This is a genomic window from Kineococcus sp. AC630, assembly GCF_979255925.1.
Window position 1 is genome coordinate 1 of sequence record NZ_CEEDMJ010000002.1, and the last position, 20,361, is coordinate 20,361.

A 20,361-nucleotide genomic window follows, 5' to 3' on the forward strand; every position below is an offset into this window, starting at 1 on the left:
GGATGGGGAGGGGGGTGCTGGGGGCGTGACCGACCCGCCCACCGCGTGCCCGCACGTCGCCGACGCTGACGCCGGCCGGGTTCCGGGTGCGGGCCGTCGTCCCGCTGCAGTCGCCCTGATCCCCCTGACCCCGTCCCGCACGGGTGGCCCGGAGCGGCCTGTGCCGTACCCCGGTACGACCTGGGGATGATCGACCCCCGTCATCGGTAGGGGCGGCGGACCCCGTGATCCCGTACTCCGGTCTGATCCCCCGCGGGAGCCGTTGCGGCACGCTCGATCCGACGCTGTTGGCGAGGGGGAGGACGACGTGAGCACGGTGCAGGTGGTCAGGGCCGGGGAACCGGTGGTGCGCTCGGGGGAGGCCTCGCGCCGCACCCAGGACGGGAACCAGGACGGGAACCGGGACGGGAACCGGGACGGGAACCGGGACGGGAACCAGGGCGGGAACCCGGCCGGGGCGCGGGTACGGGGCATCGCGGCCCGGGTGGTGACGTGGGTCTTCCTGGTCTCGGGTCTGCTCTCGCTGGCCATGGCGGTGCACGCGCCCCTCTCGGACCGGGCGTACTCGGCTCCCCCTCTGGTCGTCGACCTGGTCTTCGCGACGAGCTGGCCGAGCCTGGGCTACGGGACGGTCCTGCTGCTGCTGGCCCGCTCCCTGGCGCGGCGCAAACGGGCCGCGTGGTGGACGGCGGTCGTGGTGACCGGCCTCAACGCCCTCTTCAACCTGGTCTGGGACGCGAGCGCGGTCGGCGTCCCGGCGCTGGGTCTGCTCGTCCAGCAGGGCGTCGTGCTGGCCCTGCTCGTCCTGGCCCGCCCGCAGTTCCGGGTGCTGCCCTCGCGCCTCGGGGTGCGCCGGGCGGTCTCCTGGGCCGGTGGTGCGCTCGTCGTGTGGCTGGCCGTGGGCACCGCGCTGGTGCTCGCCACCCAGGAGACCTCGGGCACCCTCCTGTCGCGGATCTGGTACGCCGCCGCGGGCACGCTGTTCTCGGTCGACAGCTTCGTGATCTTCCCCGACGGGGTGCTCGTCCCGGCGTGGGTCGACGTGACGCTGAACTCGGCCGGCACGGTGCTCGTGCTGCTCGTGACCTGGTTCCTGTTCCAGCCGGCCGCGGACCCGGCCGCTCTCGGCACCGACGAGGAACGGCTCCGGTCGTTGCTGGCCACCGAGGGCGAGGGCGACGCCCTCGGCTACTTCAACCTGCGGCGCGACAAGACCGCCGTGTTCGCCCCGAACGGTCGTGCGGCCGTCGTGCACCGCGTCGTCGGTGGCGTCAGCGTCGTCAGCGGGGACCCCGTGGGCAACGAGACCTCGTGGCCCGCGGCGGTGGCGGCCTGGCGGGCCCAGCTCGCCGAGCACGCCTGGGTACCGGCGGTCGTGGGGGCCTCCGAGTCGGCGGCCGCGGTCTACCACAGGGCGGGGCTGCAGGTGCTCGAGGTCGGTGACGAGGCGGTCCTCGACGTCGAGGCGTTCAGCCTCGAGGGGCGGGCGGTGCGGGGTCTGCGCCAGGCGGTGAACCGGGCCCGTCGCGCCGGGACCGAGGTGTCGATCCGTCGCCAGCGGGAGGTCCCCGCGAGCGAGCTCGCCGAGCTGGCGGCCGCCGCGCAGGAGTGGCGCGACGGGCGGGAGCGGGGTTTCTCGATGGCGCTGGGGCGACTCGGCGACCCGTGCGACCCGGACCTGCTGGTCGCGACGGCACGGACCGCGGACGGTGCCCTCGCGGCGGTGCTGACCTTCGTGCCGTGGGGTTCCCGGGGGGTCTCCCTGGACCTCATGCGCCGTGACCGGGAGGCGGTGAACGGAACGGTGGAACTCGTGGTGACCGACGTGGTCGACTTCGCCCGCCGGAACGCGCTGCGCCGCATCTCGCTCAACTTCGCGGTCTTCCGCTCCGTCTTCGACCGCGGGTCGCGGTTGGGGGCCGGGCCGGTGCTGCGGCTCGGGTACCGCGTCCTGGTGGTGTTCTCCCGGCTGTGGCAGCTGGAGCAGCTCTACCGCAGCAACGCCAAGTACCAGCCGCTCTGGGTCCCGCGCTTCGTCTGCTTCGAGCGGACCGCCGACCTGCCGTGGATCGGTCTGGCCGTGGCCCGGGTCGAGCAGTTCCTGCCCCAGCGGCGGGGCTGACGTGCCCCGGTCCCGGACCCGGGCCGTCCCGGTCCTCCTCGTGCTCGCCGCCGTGGCGGTGTCGCTGCTCGTCGTGGGCGTCCTCGTCGTGGGCGGGGCGAGCCCGTCGACGGTGTTCCTCACCGCGTGGGGGTGGTTCGTGGCCGTCCTGCTGGGCGCCTCCTCCCTGCGGGCGCGGGCGCACCGCGCGGAGGTGGGCGGGTCGGGGATGCTGGGGGAGTGACCGACCTGCCCCCGCTCACCGACCTCCTCGACGCCGCCCGCGTGGTGCGGCTACCGCTGCGCCGGCGCTTCCGCGGGATCCTCCTCCGCGAGGCGGTGCTCTTCGAGGGGCCCGCGGGGTGGGGGGAGTTCTCGCCGTTCCTGGAGTACGGGCCGGCCGAGGCGTCGCGCTGGCTGGAGGCGGGGATCGAGGCGGCCTGGCGGGGGTTCCCCGCCCCGCGCCGCGAGCGCGTCGAGGTCAACGCCACCGTGCCCGCCGTCGAGGCCGACGACGTGCCCGCGGTCCTCGCGGGGTTCCCCGGGTGCCGCACGGCGAAGGTCAAGGTGGCCGAGTCCGGGGCGCCCTTCGCGCACCGGCTGGCCGAGGACGTCGCCCGGGTCCGCGCTGTGCGGGAGGCGTTGGGGCCCACCGGAGAGGTCCGCGTCGACGCGAACACCGGGTGGAGCGTCGAGGAGGCGTACGAGGCGCTGACCGCGCTGGGCGAGTTCGACCTGGAGTACGCCGAGCAGCCCTGCGCGACGCTGGAGGAGATGGCCCTGCTGCGCCGGCGCCTGGCCGCCGCCGGGACCCCCGTGCTGCTGGCCGCCGACGAGAGCGTCCGCAAGGCCGAGGACCCGTTGCGCGTCGCCGGCCTCGAGGCGGCCGACATCGTCGTGCTCAAGGTCGCCCCGCTGTCCGGGGTGCGGACGGCGCTGGCCGTGGCGCAGGCCTGCGGTCTGCCCGTCGTCGTCTCCTCCGCCCTGGACACCAGCGTCGGGCTGGCGGCCGGGACGGCGCTCGCGGCCGCGCTGCCGGAGCTCCCGCACGCCTGCGGGCTCGGTACCGCCGCCCTCCTCGCGGCCGACGTGACGAGCGATCCGCTGCTGCCCGTCGGCGGGTCGCTGCCGGTCGGCCCGGTCCGGGTGTCCCCGGAACTGCTGGAGCTCCACCGTGCCCCGGCCGAGCGGGAGACCTGGTGGCGCGAGCGCCTGACGGCTGCCCACGGGGTGCTCCGGGGGTGACGAACTGTCCCATCTGTACTAGTGTTGGTGACACAGATGGGAGGCGGCCGTGATCCTCGAGATCGACCCGACGTCCGACGTCGCGATCTACCAGCAGATCCGCGACCGCCTCGTGGAGGCGATCGCCCGCGGTGAACTCGTCGTCGGGCAGCAGGTCTCCTCGGTGCGGGCGCTCGCGGGGGCGTTCGGCATCAACGTCGCGACGGTGCAGAAGGCCTACGACCTGCTCCGCCGCGAAGGGCTGCTGCGCACGACGAGCAAGTCCGGTTCGGTGATCGCCCGTGGGCCGGCCAGCGGTCCCCCCGCCGACGCGGTGGTCGCGCAGTGGCGGGAACGGATGTCGACGGTGCTCGCCGAGGCGCGGGCCCAGGGAGTTCCGGACGAGGTCGTCCTGGCGCAGTGCCGGGAGGTCGTCGAAGGTTTCGCTCGAGTGCGGGAGGGATCGTGAACGGTTTCGAGGTGGGGGTCGGGCTGGCGAGCTGTCTGCTGGTCGCGGTCGTCCTGTTCCTGGTGCCGGTGCTGTCGGCGGCGACGTTGCCGCTGGGGGTCTCGGTGCCGCGGGCGCGGGTCGGGGACCCGGCCGTCCACCGGGCGGTGCGCCGGTACCGCGGTGCCGTCGCGGTCCTGTCCGCGCTCGCCCTGGTGGGTGCCGCCGCGGCCGGATCGGTGAGTGCCGGACCGGGTGTCGTCACGGTTCCCACGTACCTGCTGCTGGTCGGCGGGATCGTGGCGTTCGTGCTGTGCCGCAAGGAGATCCGGGAGGCCAAGACCCGCGGTGACTGGTACCGCGACGTGCCGGTCCGGTGGGCGGCGCCGGCCTCGCCGGACGACGTCCCCCGGGCCCCCGTCCCGATCGTCTGGTACGCCGTCGCGGCCGCCCTGCTCGTCGCCACCGCGGGTTTCGGCGTGCTGCGCTACCCCGACCTCCCCGACCCGTTCCCGACCCACTGGGGTGGCGCCGGCGAACCCGACGCGTTCGCCGCGAAGGGCTTCTGGAGCGTGTTCGGTCCGCTGGTCGTCTCCGTCGGGCTCCTGGCCCTCCTGGGGGTCCTGACACGGCTCGTCCACCTCGCCCCGGTCCGCCTCCGCGCGGACGAGGCGCAACCTCTCGCCCGGGCGGCGGCCGGCGGGCGGACGGTGCAGAACCTGCTCGCCGTCACCGCGTTCCTGGTGACCGCCCTGGTCTGCACGCTGTGCGTCGACGGCTGGCTGCACCCCGCCCGGCTCGAACTCCTCGTCCCCGCCCTGGTCGTGTTCGGCGCGGGTCTCGTCGTCGCGATCGTGGTGACGACCGTGGGCGCGCGCGGACCGCGGGAACCGGGTTCCACCGATGCCGTCGACGACGACCGGCACTGGCGCGGCGGGATGCTCTACGTGAACCGGGACGACCCGTCGTTGTTCGTCCCCAAGCGCGTCGGCGTCGGGTACACGATCAACGCCGGCCACCCGGCGGGCCGGGCGATCTCGATCGGCGTCGTGGTCCTGGTGCTCGTCGCGATCGCCCTTCCGCTGCTGACGACCTAGGCGTCCGCCGCCCGCACGTAGTTGGTGATCCGCGCGGTGCACAGCCGGCGGCCCTCCTCGTCGGAGATCACCACCTCGTGGCTGGTCAGCGTCCGGCCCAGCGAGATCGCCGTCGCGACCCCGGTGACGATCCCGGACCGGGTCGAGCGGTGGTGGGTCGCGTTGATGTCGGTGCCGAGGGCGAGGCCTCCGGGCCACACGTGCAGGAACGCGCCGACGGACCCCAGGGTCTCGGCGAGCACGCAGCTGGCGCCGCCGTGCAGGAACCCCGCGACCTGGGTGTTGCCCGCGACGGGCATCGTCGCGACGACGCGGTCGGGTGCCATCTCGAGGAACCGGATGCCCATCCGGTCCACCAGGGAGTCGGCGCTGAAGGTGGCGAGGATCTCGTCCATCGGGGGGAGCGACTGGGTCACCCGCGGCAGGCTGCCACAGCCGACCTGGCGCACCATGGAGGGGTGAACCCCTCGACCGCCTTCGCGACGGTCCTCGTCGACTCCCTCGTCCGGCTCGGGCTGCGCCACCTCGTGCTCAGCCCCGGATCGCGCAGCGCCCCGCTGGCCTACGCGGCCGCCCGCGCCGCCGACGAGGGCCGGTTGACGTTGCACGTGCGCATCGACGAGCGCAGCGCCGGGTTCCTCGCGCTCGGACTCGCCCGCGCCGGTGAGCTCGTCGCCGTCGTCACCACGAGCGGCACCGCGGTCGCGAACCTGCACCCCGCCGTCCTCGAGGCCCACCACGCCGGGGTCCCGCTGGTGGTCCTCTCCGCCGACCGTCCGCACGAGCTCCGCGGGTCGGGCGCGAGCCAGACCGCCGACGCGCAGGCCCGGATGTTCCTGCCCTCCGTCCGCTACAGCGCCGACCTGCCCGCCCCCGTCGATCCCGAGCGGCAGGCACCGGCCTGGCGGTCGGTGCTCTCGCGTGCCGTCGCGTTCGCGCGCGGTCTGCGCGGGGACGGTCCCGGTCCGGTGCACCTGAACGTCGGGTTCGCGGACCCGCTGACCCCTTCGGCGGGCGAGGTCCCGACCGGTCCGGGACTGACCGAGGTGCACGCGGTCCCGGCGGCGCGACCCGTCGTCCTGGAGCGGGGCCCGCGCACGCTGGTGCTGGCGGGCGACGCCCCCGACCCGGCGACGGGGCTCGCCGCGCGTGAGCTCGCCGAGGCCGCCGGCTGGCCGCTGCTGGCGGAACCCAGTTCCGGGGCCCGCGGCGGCGAACGTGCGGTGGGTCCCTACCGGCTGCTGCTCGACGCCGTCGACGAGGAGGGGCCGCTCGGCGACGTCGACCGCGTCGTGCTCTTCGGCCACCCGACGCTGTCGCGGCCCGTGACCCGGCTGCTGGCCCGCGACGACGTCGAACTCGTCGTCGTCAGCGCCGCCGGGACCTGGTCGGACGCGGGGTTCCGCGCCGCCCGGGTGGTCGCCGCCGCCGCCGTCGAGGGAGCGGCCGGAGCCGCGGAGCAGGAGTTCGCCGCCCGCTGGGACCGGGCGGGCAAGCTCGCCGCCGACACCGTGCACGCGACCCTGGACGCCGAGACCGGACCCAGTGGGCCGTGGGTGGCGCGGGAAGTCGTGAACGCCTGTGCCGCAGACGGTTCGACGCTCGTCGTGGCGGCCAGCAACTCGATCCGCGACGTCGACCTCGCGGGCCGCCCGCTGGGGGTCCGCACCGTCTCCAACCGCGGGCTGGCCGGGATCGACGGCACCGTCGCGACGGCCGAGGGGGTCGCGCTCGCGAGCGGACCGACCCGCTTGCTGCTGGGCGACCTGGCCTTCCTGCACGACGCCAACGCGTTGCTGCCGGTGCCCGGCGAACCCCGCCCGGACCTGACCGTCGTCGTGGTCAACGACGACGGTGGGGGGATCTTCGAGACCCTGGAGCACGCCGCCGTGGTCGACCGTGCCACCTTCGAGCGGGTCGTCGCGACCCCGCACGGGGCCGACCTCGCGGCCCTCTGCGCCGCCTTCGGGGTCCCGCACTCGCGCCCCACGAGCCTCGCCGGGGCCCGCGCGGAGATCGGGACCGCGCCGCGGGGTCTGCGGGTGGTCGAGGTCGTCGTCGACCGCGCCGGGGTCCGCCCGCGCCTCGAAGCGATCACCGCCGCGGTGCGCGCCGCCGTCTCCTAGGACCGGCGAGCATCCCGGCCCGCGTGCTGGTCGGGGTGCCCGGCCGGAGCCGGCTCGGGGCGCAGGGCCGGCCAGAGACCGGCGACCAGCGCGATCAACGCGCCACCCGACATCGTGGCGACCGCGGCGAAGCGCAGGCCGTCGGTGGCGCAGAACGTCGTCGGGAGGTCGGCCGGGGCGGCGGCGGAGCCGCAGCTCAGGCGTGCGCCCTGGATCGTCGTGGAGTGCGGCAGGAAGAGCAGCAGCACCCCGGCCAGGACGACGACGACGCCGACCAGCAGCGTCCGGGCCCGTGCGGTCGTCACCGCGGCCGGACCTCACCCATCGGACCCCAGTCGGACACGTCGGGGGAGTCCACGAAGATGATCTGCGGCTGGGCGCTGACCCGGTCGGGCATCTCCGAGACGGCCTTCCGGAAGTGGTCCGAGGCCACGTGCGCGGCACCGGCCTCGGCGTCGCGGAAGCACTCGAGCAGGAACCAGGTGTTGGGGTCCTCGGCGGAGCGCGACCAGTCGAAGGAGACGTTGCCGGGTTCCGCGCGCACCGCGGCCGTGAACTCCGCGACCAGCTCGGGCCAGGCGTCGGCCAGCTCGGGCTTCACGGGCCACTTCACGTTGATGACGATCACGGGGCGAGGTTAGTGGCGGCCACGCCTCGTGGCACCCGGTCGTGGCCGGGCTGCGAGGATGGGAGCGTGGGCACCCCGGACGTCACCAACCAGCGCGAGCTGGCCGACCTGAGCAAGCGGCCGCGGCAGGTCTCGGCCATGTTCGACGACGTCGCCGAGAAGTACGACCGCACCAACGACATCCTCTCGGTGGGCCAGGACCGGCTGTGGCGGCGCGCCGTGCTGCGGGCCGTCGACGCCCGGCCGGGGGAGAAGGTCCTCGACCTCGCCGCCGGCACCGGGCGCTCCAGCGAACCCTTCGCCGACCGCGGTGTCCTCACCGTCCCGTGCGACTTCTCCACCGGCATGGTCCGCGCCGGCAAGCGCCGTCGGCCCGACCTCGGCTTCGTCGTCGGTGACGCCACGCGGCTGCCCTTCGCCGACGGGGTCTTCGACGCGGCGACGATCTCCTTCGGCCTGCGCAACGTCGTCGACCCCGACGCGGGCCTGCGCGAGATGGCCCGGGTCGTCCGCCCCGGCGGCCGCCTCGTCGTGTGCGAGTTCTCGACGATGCCGAACCCGTTGCTGCGCAAGGCCTACGACACCTACCTCCACCACGGGCTGCCCCGGGTGGCCAAGCTCGTCAGTTCGCACGCGGACGCCTACGGCTACCTCGTGGACTCCATCGACGCGTGGCCGGACCAGGCCGGTCTCTCGCGCCGGATCGCCGCCGCCGGCTGGGAGCAGGTGGCCTGGCGCAACCTCTCCTTCGGGGTGGTCGCGATGCACCGCGCGGTCCGCTCGGCCGGCGTCGTGACCTGACCCACACCGGGGCCGCTGACCGGGCCGGAGGGGCCGGGGGAGAACTACACTGCACGTAGCCTCGTGAAAACTTTCACGAGCCGGGGATCAGGGGTGACCGTGGACACGCAGGACGCCGACGTGCTGGTCGTCGGGGCCGGCCCGGCCGGTTCGACGCTGGCCCGCCACCTGGCGACCGCGGGACGCCGCGTCCTGGTGCTGGAGAAGTCGTCGTTCCCGCGCGAGAAGGTCTGCGGTGACGGACTCACCCCCCGCGCCGTGCACGAGCTGGACCTGCTGGGGGTGAAGACCCCCGCCGAGGACGGCTGGCGGCAGAACAAGGGTCTGCGCCTGCTCGGCGGCGGAGTGCGCCTGCAGGTGCCGTGGCCCGAGATCTCCGACTTCCCCGGCTACGGGCTGGTGGCGACCCGCTCGCGCTTCGACCAGACGCTGGCCGAGCACGCGCGCGCGGGCGGCGCCACGATCCTCGAGCGCACCTCGGTGACCGGTCCCGTCCTCGACGAGCGCACCGGTCACGTCGTCGGCGTCACCGCGCGCCCCGTCGACGAGAAGGGCCGCAAGGCGGGCGAGGAGAGCACCTACCGCGCGCCGGTCGTCATCGCGGCCGACGGCGTCGGTGGTCGCCTCGCGCTCGCGATGGGCCTGGCCAAGCGCGACGACCGCCCGCTCGGCATCGCCGTCCGCACCTACTTCACCAGTCCCCGTCACGACGACGACTGGATGGAGGCGTGGATGGAGCTGCGCGAGAGCGACAGCTCCACCGGACCGCTGCTGCCCGGCTACGGCTGGGTCTTCGGGGTCGGCGACGGCACCTCCAACGTCGGGCTGGGCGTGCTGGACCCCGGGTCCGGGGCGATCGACTACCGCGACCTGCTGCGCCGCTGGACGGCCGCGATGCCGCCGGAGTGGCGCTTCCGGGAAGAGGACCAGGTCGGCCCGATCCGCGGTGCCGCGCTGCCGATGGCCTTCAACCGCACCCCGCACTACACCCGCGGCCTCGTCGTGGTCGGCGACGCGGGCGGCATGGTCAACCCGTTCAACGGTGAGGGCATCGCCTACGCGATGCAGTCGGCGCGCTTCGCCGCCCACGCCGTCGACGACGCCCTGTCGGCGGGCGACCCGCGGGCGCGCGAGCGGGCGCTGCAGGCCTACCCGGCTGCGGTTCGCGCGGACCTGGGTGGGTACTACACCCTGGGTCGTGTGTTCGTCTCCCTCATCGGCCACCCCGAGGTCATGCGCATCGCGACGCGCTTCGGCCTGCCGCGCCCGGGGTTGATGAAGCTCGTCGTGAAGCTCCTGGCCAACCTGGCCGATCCCACGTCGAAGGACGCCGCCGACCGCGTGGTCGTGGCGCTGAAGCGATTGGCCCCTGCCGCGTGAACACCTCGCTCAACACCCCCACGGCCACCCCCACGGCCACGCCCGCGAACGGGCTCCCGACGACCGACCCCGCGCTGGAGAACGCCCTGCGCGAGGCGCTCGACGTCGTCGAGGACCGGCTGCGGCTCGCCGTCGGCAACGCCGACCCGATCGCCGACGCGGCCTCGCGCCACCTCGTCGAGGCCGGTGGCAAGCGTGTCCGGCCGATGCTCACCGTCCTCGGCGCGCACCTGGCGGAGCCGGAACGCAGGGAACTGCCCGGCGAGGTCGTCGACGCGGCGATCGTCTGCGAGCTCACCCACCTGGCCTCGCTGTACCACGACGACGTCATGGACGAGGCCCCCACGCGGCGCGGAGTGCCTGCGGCGCAACACCAGTGGAACAACAACGTCGCGATCCTGACCGGCGACCTGCTCTTCGCCCGCGCCTCCAACGTCGTCGCCGGCCTCGGGCCGGAGGCCGTCCGGGTGCAGGCCGAGACCTTCGAGCGGCTCTGCCTGGGGCAGCTGCACGAGACCGTCGGCCCGCGCGCCGGCGAGGACGTCGTGGCGCACTACCTCGACGTCCTCAGCGACAAGACGGCGTCGCTCATCGCCACGGCAGGTCGCTTCGGCGCGCTGTTCGGTGGCGGGTCGGGCGAGGTCGTGACGGCGATGATCCGCTACGGCGAGGCCGTCGGGGTGGCCTTCCAGCTCGCCGACGACGTCCTCGACCTGACCAGCGACACCGACGAGTCCGGCAAGCGTCCCGGCACGGACCTGCGCGAGGGGGTCCCGACCCTGCCGGTGCTGCTCGTGCGGCGCGCCGCGGCCGACGGCGACCTGGCTGCGGCCCGGATCGTCGCGCTCCTCGACTCCGGCCACCTCGACGACGACGACGTGCTGGCCGAGGCCGTCGCCGCGTTGCGCGCGCACCCCGGCACCGACGCCGCGCGGGCCACGGCGCGGGAGTGGGCGCAGCGGGCCACGAGCCACCTGAGCGCGCTGGCGGACTCACCCGCCCGCAGGGCGCTGGAGACCTACGCGGCCACCGTCGCCGACCGCGTGGCCTGAGTCCTCACCGGCCCGGACGGGGTCTCGCGACCACGCCGGCCAGGGAGGCGAGGGCCCGCCGGGGCAGGAGCCTCGTGGCCGCGCCCAGCACCTTGTAGAGCGGGCCGTCGACGACGGAGGGCCCGTCGCCCTCCAGCGCCCGCATCGTCGTCGCCACGACGTGGTCCACCGTGCGCCGCGGCAGCCCGGTGTCGGAGTCCTCACCGGCGACCTCGAAGAACGGGGTGTCCGTGGGCCCGGGGCAGACGGCGAGGACCCGGACCCCGCTGCCGCGCTGCTCCGCCCACAGCGCCTCGGTGAAGCTGAGCACGAAGGCCTTCGTGGCCGCGTAGACCGCCAGCCCCGGAACCGGTTGCAGCGCAGCGACGCTCGCGACGTTGAGGATCACCCCGGAGTGGCGGTGCACCATCGCGGGCAGGAACCTGGACGTGAGGTCGACGACGGCGCCGCAGTTCAGCGGCACCTGGGCCAGCAGCCGCTCGGGGTCGGCGCTCGCGACCGGGCCGGACACCGCGAACCCGGCGTTGTTGACGAGCACGTCGATCCGCAGCCCGAGCTCCGCCACCCGTGCCTGCAGGTCTGCGCCGGCACCGGGGAGGCCGAGGTCGGCGGGCAGGACGTCGACCCGGCGTCCGTGCGCGCTGCGCACCCGGTCCGCGAGGGTGTGCAGCGCGTCGGCCCGGCGGGCCACCAGCACGAGGTCGGCGCCCCGGGCGGCCAGCGCCTCCGCCAGCCCCTCGCCGATCCCCGACGACGCCCCCGTCACCAGGGCCGTGCGTCCTGCGTAGCTCTGCGTCGCGTCCACCGCGCGATCATGCACCCCGGTGGGGTGCCGACCCGTCAGCGGGCGGACATGCGGTCGGCGAAGCGGGAACCGACCGCGCGCAGCACGGCACCGCGCGGGGCGAGGCGGGCCAGGCGGGCCCCGACCTCGTTCAGGCGGCCGTCGACGACGACGGGGCGATCGGCGTCGAGGGTGGCGAAGAACGTCGCCACCACCTGCTCGACGCTGCGTCGGCGCATCCCCGCGCCCGAGGCCTCGCCCGCGACGTCGAAGAACCCGGTGTCGGTGACCGTCGGCGACAGGGCCGCGACGCGGACCCCCGTCCCCCGGGTCTCGGCCCAGACGGCCTGGGAGAGCGAGACGACGAAGGCCTTCGTCGCGGCGTAGGCCGCCAGTCCGGGGGCGGGGAAGTAGCCGGCCATGCTGGCGACGTTGACCACCGCACCCCGCCGTCGCTCGATCATCCCGGGCAGGAAGCGCGCGGTCAGGTCGGCCAGCGTCGTGCAGTTCAGCGTCACCATCGCGGTGAGCCGCGCGAGGTCCGGGGTGTCGGCGAGGCGACCGCTCAGGCCGAACCCGGCGTTGTTGACCAGGACGTCGACCCGGCGGTCACCGAGGGCCGCCTGGACGCGTTCCCCGGCGCCGGGGGTCGAGAGGTCGGTCGCCACGACGAGGACGTCCCGCCCGTGCTCGCGGCGGATCTCCGCCGCCAGGGCGTCCAGCCGGTCCGCGCTGCGGGCGACCAGGACGACGTCGGCGCCGCGGGCGGCCAGCGCCCGGGCGATGCCGGCGCCGATGCCCCCGGAGGCGCCGGTGATCAGGGCGGTGGTGTCGGTGAAGTCCATCGGGTCCTCCGAGTGTCGAGACGTGCCGTAGTGGCACGATGTGACACTTCGGCTCGGGATGTCAACCCCGGCGCGTGGTGAGATGTCTCCGTGACCGATCGACCCTCGACGCGCGAACGCCGGCTCGTCGCCACCCGTCGGTCGCTGGCCGAGCACGCCCTGCGCCTGTTCGCCGAGAAGGGGTACGAGGCCACGACCGTCGCCGACATCGCGGACGCCGCCGACCTCTCCACACGGACGTTCTTCCGCCACGTCCGCGACAAGGACGAGGTGATGTTCGTCGCCGACGAGGACGTCTTCGACGACGTCGTGGCCGCGGCCGGCGACCGCAGCCTGCCCCCGTTGGCCCGGCTGCTCGACGGCGTGCGCGCCCTCGCCGCTTCCGCGGAGAAGGACCCCGACGTGAAGTGCGCCCGGGAGCGGGTCCTCGAGGACAACCCCACGCTGCGGGCGCGTGAACTCGCCCAGCAGTTGCGCTGGCAGTCCCGGGTCGAGGAGTTCCTCGTCGGCCAGGGCACCGAGCGGGGAGCGGCCAGCCTGGCGGCCGGTCTCGCGCTGACGGTCTGGCGGGAGGCGTACCGGCGCTGGATCGGGGACGGGGCCGTCGTGGGAACTCTCGGTCACCACCTGGACACCGTGATCGGCGAGCTCCCCCGACACGTTGCGGGAGTGCGCATCCACCCAGGGTGAGTCGTCGGCCGCCGAACCGGCGAACCTCCGCCGAGCTCACCCTGAACTCACCCCGAACCGTTCCGGAAGCCGTCGCGGTCCGGGATGATCTGCCCGTGATCCACGGCTCCCCGCTGCCCCCGACGTCGTCGCCGGAGGACTCGCCGCAGGACTCGCCGGACGACGTGGCGACCCGGGTCCCGCACCCACGCTCCGGCCGGCACCGGAGCCCGGGGCGGGCCCGCCTCGGCGGCCCCCAGCCGGCGGAACGGGTGTGCCTCGCGCTCGCCCTCGTGGGCAGCGTCGTGGCGGTGGTGCTCAGCGTCCAGGGGGTGCGCGTCGCCGCCATCACCGTGGCCGCCCTCGGGCTCGTCCTCGCCGTGGCGGGACTCGTCCTCGGGCGGCGCCCGGCGAACCTCAGACGCGGAAGCGGTGCACCAGTTCGCTGAGCTCGCCGGCCATGCGGTGCAGGTCGTCGGTCGCGGCGCGGGTGCCGGAGACGACGGCGGCGGTGGTCTCCGCCGAACCCGTGATCCCGCGGATCCCGTCGGCGATCGAGCCCGAACCCGCGGCGGCCTCGCCGACGCTGCGGCTCATCTCCGCGGTCGTCGCGTACTGCTCCTCGACGGCCGAGGCGATCGTCGTCTGGTGGTTGCTGATCTCGCCGATGACCTCGGCGATGCTCTCGATGGCCCGGACCGCCTCGGCGGTGTCGGTCTGGATGGAGCCGACGCGGGAGGCGATGTCCTCGGTGGCGCGGGCGGTCTGCGCGGACAGCTCCTTGACCTCACCGGCGACGACGGCGAAGCCCTTGCCCGCCTCACCGGCCCGGGCGGCCTCGATGGTCGCGTTGAGGGCCAGCAGGTTCGTCTGCTCGGCGATCGCGGTGATCGCCTTCACGACGTCACCGATCTGGGTGGAGCTCACGCCCAGGCGGGCGACGGTCTCCCCGGCGCGACCGGCGAGGTCGTTGGCCCGGGCGGCGACGGCGGTGGCCTCGGAGGCGCCGGAGGCGATGTCGCGGATGGCGGCCTGCATCTCGGTCGCCCCCATCGCGACGGTCGCGACGCTCGCGGAGACGATGGCCGCGGTGTCGGCCGCGCCGGCGGCGACGGCGGCGGTCTCGCCCGCGGTGGCGCCGATGCGCTCGCTGTCGGCGGCGAGCTGGGTGGAGGCCAGGGACAGCGACGCCGACGACGTCGCGATCGCCGCGACCGTCCCACGGACGCTGGCGCGGGCCCGCTCCAGGGAGGCGGCCATCTGGCCGACCTCGTCGGTCGAGTCGACGCGCGCCTCGACGGTCAGGTCCCCGGCGGCCATCGCGTCGAGCGAGGCCGACACCGCGTGCAGCGGCCGGACGATGGAGCGGACGACGGCCAGACCCAGGGCGGTGGCGAGGCCGAGGCCCAGGACGAGCCCGCCGACGATGAGGTTGCGGGACTGCGTCGACTCCGACTGGGTGGAGGCCGCGTAGTTCTTCGCCGCCCCGTCCTCGGCACCCTCGATGGCGTCCAGCGCGTCGGCCGCCTTGCTGACCAGCGGCTGCGTCACGTCGGCGTTCGCGCTCGCCCAGCCGGCGAGGTCGCCGGAGTTCGACAGCGGGATCAGCTGCGCGTCGCGCGCCTGGCGCCACTGGGCCCAGGTGTCGGTGAAGACCTTCCAGTCGGCCGGGTCGGCGAGCGGAGAGGCGGAGTACTTCGCGGCCCAGTCGTCGAGTTCCTTGTCGCTGGCGGCGATCTTCTCGACGACCTTCGCCTTGCCCTCGGCGTCCGGCGTCGCGGCGTGCGTCGCGACGAGCATGCGCGTCTTGAGCTCCTCCTGGTGGACGCGCCCCAGGGCGGTGAGGCCCACGACGCTGTCCGTGTAGAGGTCGTCGGAACGTTGGCTCCCCGAGTCCAGCGCCACGAGGGCGCCGCCGCTGACCCCGACCGTGACCAGGGCCAGCGCACCGAGCGCACTGAGCACCTTGGTGCGCACGCTGCGGTCGGCGAAGACGCGGGTGGTGCGTGGAGCCGCGGTGCTGGACATCGGGAAACCCCTCCGGGACGACTGTGGCCCGGCACCCGCCGGATCCTTCCCCGTGTCCTTCGTCTAGAACACGCCGTTCCTTGAACGTCTCCCCCTACTTCCTCCCACCCGCCGCGATCTTGCAGGGAAACCCAGCAAGATCACGAGTTCTCCACAGCCGACCCGTGATCTTGCTGGGTTTCCCTGCATGATCACGGCGGGCTGTGGACGACGGGGCCGGGGTTCGCGTCGACGGAGTCAGGATCGGGCCGTGCCCACCGCGCTCCTCGTCCTCGATGTCCCTGACGTCCTCGCGGACCTGACGCTCGACGAACGGGTCCGGGCGCACCGTCTGCTCGACACCCTGCCCGCCGGGTCCGCGTTCGCGCGACGGACGGCGGCCGCGCTGCACGGGTTCGACGTGCCGGCGCACACCGAACGGGACGTGCCCCGCCGCCTCGAGGTGGTCGTCCCCTTCGGGCGGACACCCGTCCGTCGGGAAGGTGTCCGCTGCTACGCGGCGGAACTGGGGGACGACGTGGTCGAGGTCGACGGGTTGCCCGTCACGTCCGTGCTGCGGACGGCGGTGGACGTGGCGCGGTTCTGCCCCCGCTTCGTGGCGTTGCCCGTCCTCGACGTCGCCGCCCGGGCGGGACTCTTCTCGCCGGTCCAGGCCCTGGTCCGTCTCGACGACCTGCCGGGCGGACGCGGGGTGCGGATCGCCCGCCACACGGCGGGGATGGTCGACCCCGGTGCGGAGTCACCACCCGAGTCCCTGGTCCGGATCCGCCTCGACGACGCCGGGTTCCCGCGACCGCAGACCCAGATCCCCGTCCCCGGCGCCCGCGGCGAACTCCTGCGACTCGACCTCGGGTGGCAGGAACGGCGGGTCGCGGTCGAGTACGACGGCCGCGAGTTCCACGACGGGTGGCGCGAGCAACGGCACGACGGGGCCCGCCGCGAACACCTGCAGCGTCTCGGCTGGGTCGTGCTCCCCGTGACCTCCGGTGACGTCCTCGGCCGGGTGCCTCGCCTCGAGCAGGCCGTCGGTGAGGTGCTCGGCATGGAGCCCCGCCTGCGCACCCGCCGCTGGTGACCCCCACCGCACCGTGATCTTGCTGGGTTTCCCAGCAAGATCACGGGTCGGGCGGGGTGGGGTCCTTCCGGGCGCGGGAGGGCTGGACGCGCTTGGGTTCCCCCGGCATCTTGGGGTAGGTCGGCGGGTAGGGGAGGTCGCCGAGACCGTTCCCCTCGTCGCGGTCGGCGAGCGCGAGCAGCGGTTCCAGGGAGTGCAGGGTCGAGCGGCGCTCGGCCCACAGGTCCCCGACGGCGGCGAAGCGTTCCGGGAACGTCGCCAGGGTGAAGTCGTCCGGGTCCACGTCCGACCCCAGTTCGGCCCAGGTCAACGGCGTCGAGACCGTCGCGCGGGGGGTGCGGCGCAGCGAGTAGGCGCTGGCCATCGTGCGGTCACGGGCGTTCTGGTTGTAGTCCACGAACACCGTCTCGCCGCGTTCCTCCTTCCACCACGCGGACGACACGAGGCCCTCGGCGCGACGCTCGACCTCGCGGGCCAGGGCGATCACCGCGCGACGGACCTCGGTGAACGTCCACCGGGGTTCGATCGTCACGAACACGTGCACGCCCCGTCCGCCGGAGGTCTTGACGAAACCCTCGTACCCGAGTTCCGTCAGCAACGGGTGCAGCACGTCGCGGGCCACCCGCTTCGCCTGCTCGAAACCCGTCCCGGGTTGGGGGTCGAGGTCGACGCGGAACTCGTCGGGGTGGTCCACGTCGGGGGCGGTGCAGTGCCAGGGGTGGAACGTGATCGTCGCCTGCTGCGCGCCCCAGACCACCGTCGCGGTGTTGGTCGGCCGGATCGCGTCCGCAGAACGGCCCGAGGGGAACGTCACGTGCACGGTGTCGACGTAGTCGGGCGCGAACTTCGGCACCCGCTTCTGGTAGACCTCCTCGCCGTCGATCCCGTCCGGGAAGCGCTGCAGGTAGGTCGGGCGGTCGCGCAGCGCGTTCAGCAGGGCGGGGGCCACGAGCCGGTAGTGCTCGACGACGGCACGTTTGCACCCCTGCTCGCCCAGTTCCGGGTAGTACGTCTTGTCGGGGGAGGTGAGCCGCACGGGGATGCCGTCGACGTCGATCTCCTCCGCGGGGGGTTTCGGGCTCACGACCTGCTCCCGGACGCTCCCGACAGCACGTCCGCGAGGTCGTAGTCGGTCGGCGTCTCGAGCTGGTCCAGGCGGCAGTCCTCGGGGGCCTTGTCCGGCCGCCACCGCAGGAACCGCGGGTTGTGCCGGAACCGGTACCCCTCGAGCTGGTCGTACTCGACCTCGCAGACGAGTTCCTGGCGGACCGGGACCCAGGAGTCGTCCACCCGCGCGTTCCACCGGTTCTTCTCACCCTGGACGTTCTCCTCGCCGGTGCGCAGCTGCGACAACTGCTCCAGGAGTTCCGCCCGCCGGGCCGTCGTGAACGCCGCCGCGCCACCGACGAAGGCCATCCCGTCGTCGGTGTGCAACCCGAGCAGCATCGACCCGATCCCCGGGAGGCTCTTGTGCGGGCGGTAGCCGACGACGACGCACTCGGCCGTTCGCCGGTGCTTCACCTTCGTCATCACCCGTTCCTTCTGCTGGTACGGGGCGTCCAGCGGTTTCGCGACGACCCCGTCCAGCCCCGCGCCCTCGAACCTCGTGAACCACCGGACCGCGAGGTCGGCGTCGAACGTCGCCGTCGTCACGTGGGTGCTCGGACCGCAGCCGGCGAGCGCCGCCACGAGTCGTTCCCGGCGCACCGACGTGGGCTGGACGGTGAGGTCCTCGTCGCCGAGGGCCAGCAGGTCGAAGGCGACGAACTGCGCGGGGGTCTCGTCGGCGAGCTTGGCGATCCGGCTCGCGGCGGGGTGGATGCGCTGGGACAGCAGTTCCCAGGCCAGTCGACCGCCACCGGGGCGGGGGACGAACAGTTCGCCGTCGACGACGCAGCGCGGGGGCAGTTCCGCGAGCACCGCGGCGACGACCTCGGGGAAGTAGCGGGACAGCGACTTCTCCCCGCGCGACTGCAGCTCGACCTCGTCGCCGTCGCGGAAGACGATGCAGCGGAACCCGTCCCACTTCGGTTCGTAGAGCCAGGCCGGGGCACCGTCGGGCTGGCGCGGGACGCTCTTCGCCGCCTTGGCGAGCATCGGCTCGACGGGCGGGTTCAGCGGCAGGTCCATGACGCTCACTCTGCCGCAGGGCGGCGCCCGCCACGACCCTCCGGCGGGGTCTGGTGTACTTCGGCGGGTGAGCGTGAAGACCGTCGTCCTCGACGACGACCCCACCGGGACCCAGTCCGCGACGGGGGTGCAGGTCCTGCTGGAGTCCGACGCCGACCGCCTCGAGGCGGCCCTGCGCGACGCGGACGGCGTCTACGTGCAGACCAACTCCCGTGCCCTCGACGAGGCGTCCGCCGTCGCGCTGGTCGCCCGGATCCGGGCCGACGCCCTCGAGGCCGGCGCCCGGCTGGGGGCCGAGGTGCGGTTCGTGCTCCGCGGGGACTCCACGCTGCGCGGGCACGTCTTCGCCGAGACCGGGGTGTTCGCGGGCGCCGAGGACGTCGTCCTCTTCGTCCCGGCCTTCCCGGCGGGGGGACGGACCACGATCGGCGGGGTGCACCTCGTCCGCACCGCGGACGGTGACGTGCCCGCGGGGGAGACGGAGTACGCGGGCGACCCCGTCTTCGGCTTCCGCAGCTCCGCGCTGGTCGACTACGTCGCCGAGAAGTCCTCCCGCACCGGCGTCGGGGTCCCGCTCGACGTCGTCCGCGACCCCGCGCGGTTGGCGCAGCGGTTCGCGCAGGCCCCGGCGGGTTCGGTGCTGGTCCCCGACGTCGAGACGGACCGGGACGTGAGCGCCCTCGCCGACGCGGTGCGGGGGGCCGGACGCGGGATCGTCGTGCGGTGCGCGGCACCCCTGGCCGCCGAGCTCGCGGGGGTCGTGAGCGCCGGGTACCTGCCGCGGCCGCTGGTCGCGGACCGGCCGCGGGTCCTCGTCGTCTGCGGGTCGCACACGGCGGGGGCGCAGGCCCAGCTGGACGTGCTCGGGCAGGAGTGGGGCGCCTTCGAGCCGGTCGCCACCGCCGACGCGCTGGACGACCCCGTCTGGGCGGGTCGGGAACTCGGCGAGCGCGCGGGGCGGGTGCTGGCGCGCCAGGGGCTCGTCGCCATCGCCAGCGAGCGGGTCCGGATGTCCGACCACGGCACCCTCGCCCACGGGGAGGCCGTGATGACCGCGCTGACCACCGCCGTCGCCGACCTGCTGCCGCACGTCGACGCCGTCGTCAGCAAGGGCGGGATCACCGCGGCGGAGGTCGCCCGCACCGGGATCGGCGCGACCAGCGCGTTCGTCGAGGGCCAGGTCGCGGCCGGGATCTCGGTGTGGGTGATGCGGACCCGGGACGGCCGCGAGGTCCGCCAGGTCGTCGTGCCCGGCAACGTGGGCGGCCCGGACGCCATCGCCGACGCGGTCGCCGCCCTCGGTGTCACCGCCCGGTGAAGGGGCGGATCGCGCTGGCGGCCCTCGCGGGCCTCGCGAACGCGAACTTCCTGCTGGCCCCGCTCGTCGGGGCCCGCATCGACCTCACCACCGGCGTCATCAGCGAGCTGTCCGTCCCCGGCGAGCCGGGGTCGGTGTGGTTCCGCCTCGGTGACGGCAGTGCCGGGCTGCTGTGCGCACTCCTCGCGGTCCCGCTGTGGCGCAGCGGGTTGCGCCACGCCCGCTTCCGCGCGACCTGCCTGACCGCGTTCGGGCTGACGACGCTGGTCTCGGCGATCGTCCCGCTGACCTGCGCGCCCTCCCTCGGGGTGTGCCCCGCGTCCTCGGCGGGGCCCGAACTCCTGCACGACGGGGTCAGCGTCATCGGCACCCTCGGGGCCGTCCTCGGTGTCCTGGAACTCGCCTGGCGCGCGCGGGGGTGGGCGTTGAAACCCCTCGCGGTGCTCTCCGCGGCGGTCTCCGGCGGCGCCGGGGTCTACGAGGTCGTGACGTTCCTGCAGGGCGGCAACGGCGGCGGTGGGGACTCCCAGCGCTACCAGGTCCTCGCCGTGTCGGCGTGGGTCCTGCTGGAGGTCGTCAGCCAGTGGCGCGAGCGGGGAACCTCCCGGGAGGCCCAGGTCCCCTCACCGGTGTGAGCCCGCGAGAGCGGGTCGCC

At 74.5% G+C, this 20,361-nt stretch carries 22 protein-coding genes; 14 read left to right on the forward strand and 8 right to left on the reverse strand.

Annotation, left to right across the window (positions count from 1 at the left end; all coding sequences use genetic code 11):
• Positions 1-307: 307 nt before the first annotated feature.
• From AC0I8G_RS01835 to AC0I8G_RS01855, 5 genes are read left to right on the forward strand one after another with little or no spacing between them, the layout of a single operon-like run.
• Positions 308-2,122 (forward strand): phosphatidylglycerol lysyltransferase domain-containing protein, encoded by a 1,815-nt coding sequence (locus AC0I8G_RS01835; RefSeq protein WP_471728445.1) that lies wholly within the window; start codon positions 308-310, stop codon positions 2,120-2,122.
• 1 nt (position 2,123) lies between these two features.
• A complete protein-coding gene (locus tag AC0I8G_RS01840) occupies positions 2,124-2,345 on the forward strand; it encodes a hypothetical protein (protein ID WP_471728446.1) in 222 nt (73 codons plus the stop codon).
• Positions 2,342-3,346, forward strand: a complete 1,005-nt coding sequence (locus AC0I8G_RS01845; protein ID WP_471728447.1) for an o-succinylbenzoate synthase — start codon at positions 2,342-2,344, stop codon at positions 3,344-3,346. Before AC0I8G_RS01840 ends, AC0I8G_RS01845 begins: the two co-directional genes overlap by 4 nt.
• Before the next feature lie 49 nt (positions 3,347-3,395).
• Entirely contained in the window at positions 3,396-3,794 is a 399-nt protein-coding gene (locus tag AC0I8G_RS01850) for a GntR family transcriptional regulator (RefSeq protein ID WP_471728448.1), read from the forward strand.
• On the forward strand, positions 3,791-4,870 hold the full coding sequence (locus tag AC0I8G_RS01855; protein ID WP_471728449.1) for a DUF1648 domain-containing protein: 1,080 nt from the start codon (positions 3,791-3,793) through the stop codon (positions 4,868-4,870). Before AC0I8G_RS01850 ends, AC0I8G_RS01855 begins: the two co-directional genes overlap by 4 nt.
• Here AC0I8G_RS01855 and AC0I8G_RS01860 read toward each other — a convergent pair.
• Positions 4,867-5,265, reverse strand: a complete 399-nt coding sequence (locus AC0I8G_RS01860) for a hotdog fold thioesterase (RefSeq protein ID WP_471728697.1) — start codon at positions 5,263-5,265, stop codon at positions 4,867-4,869. The two genes, AC0I8G_RS01855 and AC0I8G_RS01860, sit on opposite strands and share 4 nt — an antisense overlap.
• Positions 5,266-5,328: 63 nt before the next feature.
• On the opposite strand from AC0I8G_RS01860, the gene menD reads away from it, so the two are divergent.
• Positions 5,329-6,996, forward strand: a complete 1,668-nt coding sequence (menD, locus tag AC0I8G_RS01865; protein WP_471728450.1) for a 2-succinyl-5-enolpyruvyl-6-hydroxy-3-cyclohexene-1-carboxylic-acid synthase — start codon at positions 5,329-5,331, stop codon at positions 6,994-6,996.
• On the opposite strand, the gene AC0I8G_RS01870 is transcribed toward menD, so the two are convergent.
• On the reverse strand, positions 6,993-7,301 hold the full coding sequence (locus AC0I8G_RS01870; RefSeq protein WP_471728451.1) for a hypothetical protein: 309 nt from the start codon (positions 7,299-7,301) through the stop codon (positions 6,993-6,995). The two genes, menD and AC0I8G_RS01870, sit on opposite strands and share 4 nt — an antisense overlap.
• The gene (locus AC0I8G_RS01875) at positions 7,298-7,624 is read right to left on the reverse strand and encodes a putative quinol monooxygenase (protein ID WP_471728452.1); all 327 of its coding nucleotides are present in this window, start codon (positions 7,622-7,624) and stop codon (positions 7,298-7,300) included. The genes AC0I8G_RS01870 and AC0I8G_RS01875 overlap by 4 nt, the downstream gene beginning before the upstream one ends.
• Positions 7,625-7,690: 66 nt before the next feature.
• Here AC0I8G_RS01875 and AC0I8G_RS01880 point away from each other — a divergent pair, with 66 nt between their 5' ends.
• The 3 genes from AC0I8G_RS01880 (at position 7,691) to AC0I8G_RS01890 (ending at position 10,857) form a co-directional block, all read left to right on the forward strand.
• A complete protein-coding gene (locus AC0I8G_RS01880; protein ID WP_471728453.1) occupies positions 7,691-8,425 on the forward strand; it encodes a demethylmenaquinone methyltransferase in 735 nt (244 codons plus the stop codon).
• Between the two features lie 93 nt (positions 8,426-8,518).
• Entirely contained in the window at positions 8,519-9,805 is a 1,287-nt protein-coding gene (locus tag AC0I8G_RS01885) for a geranylgeranyl reductase family protein (RefSeq protein WP_471728454.1), read from the forward strand.
• Positions 9,802-10,857 (forward strand): polyprenyl synthetase family protein, encoded by a 1,056-nt coding sequence (locus AC0I8G_RS01890; RefSeq protein WP_471728455.1) that lies wholly within the window; start codon positions 9,802-9,804, stop codon positions 10,855-10,857. The genes AC0I8G_RS01885 and AC0I8G_RS01890 overlap by 4 nt, the downstream gene beginning before the upstream one ends.
• Positions 10,858-10,861: 4 nt before the next feature.
• Here AC0I8G_RS01890 and AC0I8G_RS01895 read toward each other — a convergent pair whose 3' ends face one another.
• Together AC0I8G_RS01895 and AC0I8G_RS01900 are read right to left on the reverse strand one after the other, a co-directional pair.
• Entirely contained in the window at positions 10,862-11,662 is an 801-nt protein-coding gene (locus AC0I8G_RS01895; RefSeq protein WP_471728456.1) for an SDR family NAD(P)-dependent oxidoreductase, read from the reverse strand.
• Positions 11,663-11,697: 35 nt separating this feature from the next.
• Entirely contained in the window at positions 11,698-12,486 is a 789-nt protein-coding gene (locus AC0I8G_RS01900) for an SDR family NAD(P)-dependent oxidoreductase (RefSeq protein WP_471728457.1), read from the reverse strand.
• Positions 12,487-12,576: 90 nt separating this feature from the next.
• On the opposite strand from AC0I8G_RS01900, the gene AC0I8G_RS01905 reads away from it, so the two are divergent.
• Both AC0I8G_RS01905 and AC0I8G_RS01910 read left to right on the forward strand, forming a co-directional pair.
• Positions 12,577-13,176 (forward strand): TetR/AcrR family transcriptional regulator, encoded by a 600-nt coding sequence (locus tag AC0I8G_RS01905; protein ID WP_471728458.1) that lies wholly within the window; start codon positions 12,577-12,579, stop codon positions 13,174-13,176.
• A 95-nt stretch (positions 13,177-13,271) separates the two neighbouring features.
• The gene (locus tag AC0I8G_RS01910) at positions 13,272-13,604 is read left to right on the forward strand and encodes a hypothetical protein (RefSeq protein WP_471728459.1); all 333 of its coding nucleotides are present in this window, start codon (positions 13,272-13,274) and stop codon (positions 13,602-13,604) included.
• Here AC0I8G_RS01910 and AC0I8G_RS01915 read toward each other — a convergent pair.
• Positions 13,573-15,183: a methyl-accepting chemotaxis protein gene (locus tag AC0I8G_RS01915; protein ID WP_471728460.1), complete on the reverse strand. Its 1,611-nt coding sequence runs from the start codon at positions 15,181-15,183 to the stop codon at positions 13,573-13,575. The two genes, AC0I8G_RS01910 and AC0I8G_RS01915, sit on opposite strands and share 32 nt — an antisense overlap.
• A gap of 250 nt (positions 15,184-15,433) precedes the next feature.
• Here AC0I8G_RS01915 and AC0I8G_RS01920 point away from each other — a divergent pair, with 250 nt between their 5' ends.
• Complete coding sequence (locus AC0I8G_RS01920) at positions 15,434-16,258, forward strand: hypothetical protein (RefSeq protein ID WP_471728461.1); 825 nt, start codon at positions 15,434-15,436, stop codon at positions 16,256-16,258.
• Positions 16,259-16,298: 40 nt separating this feature from the next.
• On the opposite strand, the gene AC0I8G_RS01925 is transcribed toward AC0I8G_RS01920, so the two are convergent.
• A complete protein-coding gene (locus tag AC0I8G_RS01925; protein ID WP_471728462.1) occupies positions 16,299-17,342 on the reverse strand; it encodes a DNA polymerase domain-containing protein in 1,044 nt (347 codons plus the stop codon).
• Complete coding sequence (locus tag AC0I8G_RS01930) at positions 17,339-18,388, reverse strand: ATP-dependent DNA ligase (protein ID WP_471728463.1); 1,050 nt, start codon at positions 18,386-18,388, stop codon at positions 17,339-17,341. Before AC0I8G_RS01930 ends, AC0I8G_RS01925 begins: the two co-directional genes overlap by 4 nt.
• Positions 18,389-18,455: 67 nt before the next feature.
• On the opposite strand from AC0I8G_RS01930, the gene AC0I8G_RS01935 reads away from it, so the two are divergent.
• Positions 18,456-19,706: a four-carbon acid sugar kinase family protein gene (locus tag AC0I8G_RS01935; RefSeq protein WP_471728464.1), complete on the forward strand. Its 1,251-nt coding sequence runs from the start codon at positions 18,456-18,458 to the stop codon at positions 19,704-19,706.
• Entirely contained in the window at positions 19,703-20,341 is a 639-nt protein-coding gene (locus AC0I8G_RS01940) for a DUF998 domain-containing protein (RefSeq protein ID WP_471728465.1), read from the forward strand. Before AC0I8G_RS01935 ends, AC0I8G_RS01940 begins: the two co-directional genes overlap by 4 nt.
• Positions 20,342-20,361 lie beyond the last annotated feature (20 nt).

Coding starts and splice junctions, on each gene's coding strand:
- AC0I8G_RS01860 (WP_471728697.1), bottom strand. CDS start 5,265: ATGGACGAGATCCTCGCCACCTTCAGCGCCGACTCCCTGGTGGACCGG.
- AC0I8G_RS01900 (WP_471728457.1), bottom strand. CDS start 12,486: ATGGACTTCACCGACACCACCGCCCTGATCACCGGCGCCTCCGGGGGC.
- AC0I8G_RS01915 (WP_471728460.1), bottom strand. CDS start 15,183: ATGTCCAGCACCGCGGCTCCACGCACCACCCGCGTCTTCGCCGACCGC.
- AC0I8G_RS01930 (WP_471728463.1), bottom strand. CDS start 18,388: ATGGACCTGCCGCTGAACCCGCCCGTCGAGCCGATGCTCGCCAAGGCG.